Consider the following 5,472-nt stretch of genomic DNA (forward strand, 5'->3'; position numbering starts at 1 on the left):
TGTGAGTTCTCACTGATGTTGAGGCAGCGTTGTGTCTCTGGCCTGCGGTGCTGCGGATGCGCTGAGATGTAACGGCAGTTGCCTTCTTCTGTTGGAAGCACCTGTGATCTGCCGTCTTGCGTGTTGGTTGAGAATGCTGCAGATGTAATGAGAATCTTTAGGACGCGAGTTTGCGCGCCCGCCGTAGCGCGCTCGATAGGTGCGCCAGCCTGTGACCGAAGAGCAGCCCGTTCCCGGGCCGCGCTCGCGCCGTCCAGGACGGCACTGTCTACCCGACGCAGATGCTGCTCATGATTGAGGCCGAACTCCCCCTGGAATGCGCGCCCCCGTACGAAGCGTTCGTCACCGCCGTCCTTGCGCGGAAGGACCCGCACCTCGAACCCCGCGACTGCGAGCAGCCCCCCCAGCTGACCGGGCACGCCCGCGAGGTCGCCGCCGACATCCGGCGTTACGCCGCTGCCTTGCCGAAGAACGACAGCCGTGGGGCTGCCGGACGCCTGCCCGCGCCGCCGGGGGCAGCGCCCACTGCGCCTCCAGAACCGAGCCCGACTCGTGCGCGCGCCTCAATCGCGGCTGGACCGTCTCACAGAAGACCTCCCCACTACCCGTGATCAGGTATGGAGACAGACCGCCTGAGGCCTGGCTTGTCAGTGGCGGGTGGGAGACTTTTCGGATGACACTGAGGTCCCCTAGTTTCCTGGACCTGGAGACGTTGCTGTCCCAGGCGGAGTACCACGACATCGACGTCCCGGTAGCGCAGGACATCGTTGAGACGACTGTGAGCAAGCGGTCTGGCGGCGGCAAGGCTGGCCTCGGCGCGATAGCTCTGAGCGGATCTGCAGGAAGCGACTTTCAGTTCCAATCGACGTACAGCCTGGCACCGCGGGAAAAGGCGACAGTTTCCAAAGTGATCGACGGCCTGATTCGCGAAAAGGCGGTGCAGGTCAATCCTGTCGGTGACTCGGCGCTTTCCAAGGACGCCCTCATCGAGATCGAGGGCACCGCGCGGATCACTGCGGCAAGTGTGATGAGCAAGGTGTTCTTCGTCTTTCGCCGACTCATGCTGGCCCGTGACATCAACGACCTCAGTGAGCTCGCTCACCTGGATCTGGAAGACGCGGACGTCGCCGAGGGGATCCAGCGGGTCTACCTGCAGAACGAACTGCTCCCCCTTCCCATGCTTCTAGAAGTCACAGGGAGTTCGCTGCCGCACAAGGTATACGTCAACGTGCGCCCGGACTTCTTCATTGACGAAGCATCGGCGGACCGTCTCGAAGGAGACTTGCGCGTCCTTGGCAGCGTGTCCCGGCTGATCTCGTCGGTCCAATACAGAGTCACCGACGAATGGCTGCTGCATGGCTGGGAGTTCATGATGCGCCGCATCATGATGGCGCAGATCCAGGACGACCTCGAGGAGGTGACCCGGCAACTGCAGCGGTTGGGCCTGGATGTTCCCGACGACGACGTTCACGCCTATATCTCCGGCCCCGCCATCGTTATCGACGCCATCGCGTTGTACTGAACATCTCTGCTCAGTAGGCGGCGTCACGTACCTACTGAGTGGCCCCATCGGCTGGACTGCTCGCGTCTGTGTACTCCGTCGGACCGACCGTAGCTGTTTACACTGCCCACTGTCTGTCAGTGGTCGATGTCGTCGAAAAGACTGCGTTGTTCCTGGATGGGATGGGTGTTCTGGGGGGTCCTTCGTCGGTGGGGATGAGGCTCGGGAGCCCAGTCGCGGTGGGCTTCGTTCGGATCTTCGCGGACCTGTTGGTAGATGTCGCATGCCTGATCGAACTTACCGGCTGTATCATCGTCTAGCCGTTGCTCGAAGGCCTGGCTGTACCAGAACAGCGCATCTTCGACATGGTCGTTGTCTGGGTCGCCGTCGAACTCCGCTGCCCAGCTGTCTACCCGCTGTTCGAGGCGGGGAACGAGTTCACGACGAACGTGCTCGAACAGCCCCTCACGTTCCTTGTCGCTGAGGAGAACGTGCCACGGCTGCTTCTGCCAGTCGTCGTCCTCGATCCATGAGGCATCGGGTGCCGTGACTGCGAGGTCCGTCATGTGCGCGATCGCCTGCTGCCGGATGTCTTCGGGGAGCAGGCCGGCGCGATGGAGGCGGGCCAGTACCCGCGTCCGGAGATCGTCTCTGGCCGGTGCGCCAAAGTTCAGTAGCACTGTGTGAAGTTCGGAATCTGCCATGAGGTAGGCGCGTAGGAAATCGTCGCTGCCGTCCCCTGACAGGTAGGAGAGGACGCTTTGCCGACGCTCGTACTCCTCCAGCCAGGCTGTCGGAGAGCTGCCGCGATGCCGGCGAAAGGCGGAGATCCGTTGGGCCGTCGCCTGGTACAGAGGGGGCGGAATGCGCAGGAGAGTGCCCTGGCGCTGTTCGCTGTCGACCGGGAGGCAGTCTGTGCGGGAGAGCAGGGCCCGGTCGGTCATGCCGGTGAGGACGATGGGCAGCAAGTGGGTCTGAGTGGTCAGCCAGGTGGCGAAGCCCTCCCGGAGCGTGGGGTGGTGGAACGACCAGTACGTCTGCCCGTCAAGGGCGGTTGCCTCGGTGAGGAAGGTGCCGGTGAGTGTGGCCATGGCCCGGCTGGTGGCGCCGGGTGCGGCGCCGGCCCGTTCGATGATGTCGCGCTGGACCGAATCAAGGGCGAGGGGGCTGGGCAGCCCTTTGTCCTGTCCTGTGGCGTACACGAGGGCAAGAGCTGCGTGGGCGTGCACGTCCAGTTGGTCGTAGACATCGATCAGGAGCTGCCGGGGCCGGGCCATGAAGGACGTGATGCTCTCGCGGTTCAGGGACAGCCCGGTGGTGAACGCCTGGAGTCCGAGACGGCGTGCGGCTTCTGGGCGGAATGGCTCGGCGTCGGCCGCGTCCTCAAGGTGCGGTTTCATCCGGCTGAGCACGTCCGCGGGCTGATCACCCGCAGTGAGATGGTTGTAGAGGATCTGCTGCCGCTCCGCGCGGGCAAGGTCGGAGACATCGACGGTGACCTGCTGTTCGCGCAGCAGGGGGTAGGCATAGGGTTTCAGCAGGGGCCGGGCCTCGTTGTAGATGTAGTTGCGGGAGGTCAGTACGACCCGGGCCCCGTTCTTCACGGCGCTCATCACGTGCGGCAGGTCCCGCGCCCAGGCGTGGGTGAGGATCTCCTCATGGCGGACCGCGCCGAAGGCGTCATCGAGCCAGAAGAACTGACCCTTCTCGTGCGGATTCCAGCGCTGCACCAGTTCGTCGGAGGTACGCGGTTTGACGGCCACGCAGCCCCAGTTGTCGGCGGCACTGATAGCCAGCATCAGGGCGATGACGGATTTACCCACGGCCGGGTCGCCGAGCAGCAGCACGAAGCTGTGGTCGCGCAGTGAGCGGGCGGCCTTGCGGTAGGCGCTGGTGACGACGAACGTGGAAACCTGCTCCGGTGCGGACTTCATCAGCACCGAGGTTTGGGTGTAGGCGCGTTCGTCGAGGATCTGTGACAGATCACCGAGCCCGTAGACACGAGGGACGAACATCCGCAGCCCCCGATGCGAGGCGATGATGTCGCTCAGCCACTGCCCGTCGAGGACAAGGGGATGCGCCACCCCGCAGGCACGCAGGCGACGCCGGATTTCCTCCTCGGACTGGCCGCTGACCCGGGCGTTGGTCAGCAGCACATAGGTCGCGCACACCCCTCGCCCGACCAAGGCGCGAACCTTGGCGAACTCGCCCTCGAGTTCCGACGGGGCAAGTGTGGCATCCGCCTTCTTGGTGTGCTTGCACTGCAGCACAAAGGGTCCCGGCAGCAGCTCTCGCACGCATCCGGGCTCGTCCGGCGGTTGCCAGGTGCCGTAGAAGGCGCCGTCTCTGCCTCCGTCGTTGGAGTCCGCGAACGCCTGCACCGACTGCCCCCACACCTCTCGCAGCACAGCCGCGCACAGGTCCTGGAAGGCACGCCAGCCCAGGGTGTGCAGGGCGAAACGAGGCGATCCGGGAGCGACGGTCTCGCTCATGCTCGTCACTCGCCGTCCCCGTGGCCTTCGTCGGGTGCGTTGTCGGCGAGCGCGGTGAGCGCCTCCCACATTTCCTCGTCGTCGTAGTCCGGTTCGACCAGGTCCGGGGTCAGGGTGTTGCTGTCGGGATCCAGCTCCTCGGACTGGGCCACCACCTCTACCAGGAACTTCTGTGCGGCCTTTATGAGGGCGGGGTCCTGCGTCCACAGCCCGAACTCCAGGCTGCGTCGGGAGCTTTCCGTGCCGTTGGCGCTTCCCAGCCACAGCCGGCTGGGCCTGAAGCCGATGACGTCGGCCACCCCGCCCGACCCGTCTTCGTCGTGCCACCACAGCTCACCCAGCAGCAACATCTTGGTGTGCAGGATCGGAACGAGATGATCGCCGACCTTGCGGTAACCAAGGCTGCGCAGCGCAGGCAGCTGGATGTCCGTTGACGCGAAGCCGGGACCGACTACCGGCGCCGCACCATCCTCATGGAGGCGCAGCCCCTCCAGACCGGGCAGAGCCCGAGCGGGAAAGCCGGCCGCGCCCTTCACCGCATCGGCCACCTTGCGCAGTTTCTCTAGGGACCGTGGGCCCCTCGGCTGCTTACTGACCACCACGCACGCTGATGGGAACTCAGCGATACAGCGCAGCAGTTCAGTATCGTCAACCCACAAGAACGCCCCGAGCATCCCGGGCCCCAGGCTGCGTGAGCGCCGTTTTTGTTGCTCCCACTCGTGCTGAAACGTGTTGATCCCCTCGACGAGGCTGGCCAGCACGTTCGCCCCGAACTGGGCGGGCCCGCCTTCCGCTGTGACCGTATGCACGTTGAACTGGTGAGAAAACGACAGACTCACGACCCCTCCTATAACAGGAGCATTATGGCGTGCAGCCGATCCCCCTGCCGTCCCTGTCGAGGCCAGCCAGGCGGGAGCATGCCGCTGTCGCAGCTGCAGGGACAGGCGTAATCGGCCATGTTGTTCAGGTCGACCTTGACCGGAACCGCCCCGGATTCCTGGCAGCGTCGATGCGCCTCCCGGCGGGCCTGTTGCCCGATCGCCCGGGGCACATGCGCAGCAGGGGCTGGACGACCTGGTCTGTGGTGGTCGGGGTCGGTGCTCGGCTCCGCCGGTCACCGACCCGAGGACTGGCCCAGCCCGCTGTGCAGACCGGCTGCGCCGACTGGTCTGCAGGACAAGAACGTCCGGCTCACAACGCATCGCCCACCGCCATGACCGGCATGACCGGCACCATGGGACAGTGCCTTCGGCACAGCTGGCTTCCCCGACCGACCCTTCTCGGAAGGTGTGCGCCGCCCGCCCTCAAGCTTCAGAGCCGCTGCCAACCCCTTCCTGGCCCTTAGAGGTCCTAACAAAGGCGTTGGACGTGTCGGTGGGTGATGAGACAGGTGGCGAGCCCGAGGAAGGCTTCGTGGATGTCGTCGCGTCTTTCCCAGCGGACGCGGAGACGTCGGAAGCCGTGGAACCAGGCGATTGT

Annotated in this window: 3 protein-coding genes and 1 pseudogene; 1 reads left to right on the forward strand and 3 read right to left on the reverse strand. The window is 65.0% G+C overall.

All coding sequences use genetic code 11. The features are described from left to right. The first annotated feature begins 673 nt into the window (after positions 1 to 673). Positions 674 to 1,522, forward strand: a complete 849-nt coding sequence (locus DVH02_RS19235) for a hypothetical protein (protein ID WP_114625062.1) — start codon at positions 674 to 676, stop codon at positions 1,520 to 1,522. 116 nt (positions 1,523 to 1,638) lie between these two features. Here DVH02_RS19235 and DVH02_RS19240 read toward each other — a convergent pair whose 3' ends face one another. The 3 genes and pseudogenes from DVH02_RS19240 to DVH02_RS19250 form a co-directional block, all read right to left on the reverse strand. Next, positions 1,639 to 3,993, reverse strand: coding sequence for an nSTAND3 domain-containing NTPase (locus DVH02_RS19240; RefSeq protein WP_147286085.1), 2,355 nt, complete (start codon positions 3,991 to 3,993; stop codon positions 1,639 to 1,641). 5 nt (positions 3,994 to 3,998) lie between these two features. Further along, positions 3,999 to 4,832, reverse strand: a complete 834-nt coding sequence (locus tag DVH02_RS19245; RefSeq protein ID WP_114625064.1) for a hypothetical protein — start codon at positions 4,830 to 4,832, stop codon at positions 3,999 to 4,001. A gap of 511 nt (positions 4,833 to 5,343) precedes the next feature. Further along, a pseudogene (locus DVH02_RS19250) lies at positions 5,344 to 5,472 on the reverse strand (IS5/IS1182 family transposase); the annotation flags it as partial.

Origin of the sequence: Streptomyces corynorhini (assembly GCF_003346515.1) — a bacterium.
Classification (GTDB): domain Bacteria; phylum Actinomycetota; class Actinomycetes; order Streptomycetales; family Streptomycetaceae; genus Streptomyces; species Streptomyces corynorhini.

What these genes read in the sequence shown, in the direction of transcription:
- DVH02_RS19235 (WP_114625062.1), top strand. Translation starts at nt 674, where the DNA reads ATGACACTGAGGTCCCCTAGTTTCCTGGACCTGGAGACGTTGCTGTCC.
- DVH02_RS19240 (WP_147286085.1), bottom strand. Translation starts at nt 3,993, where the DNA reads ATGAGCGAGACCGTCGCTCCCGGATCGCCTCGTTTCGCCCTGCACACC.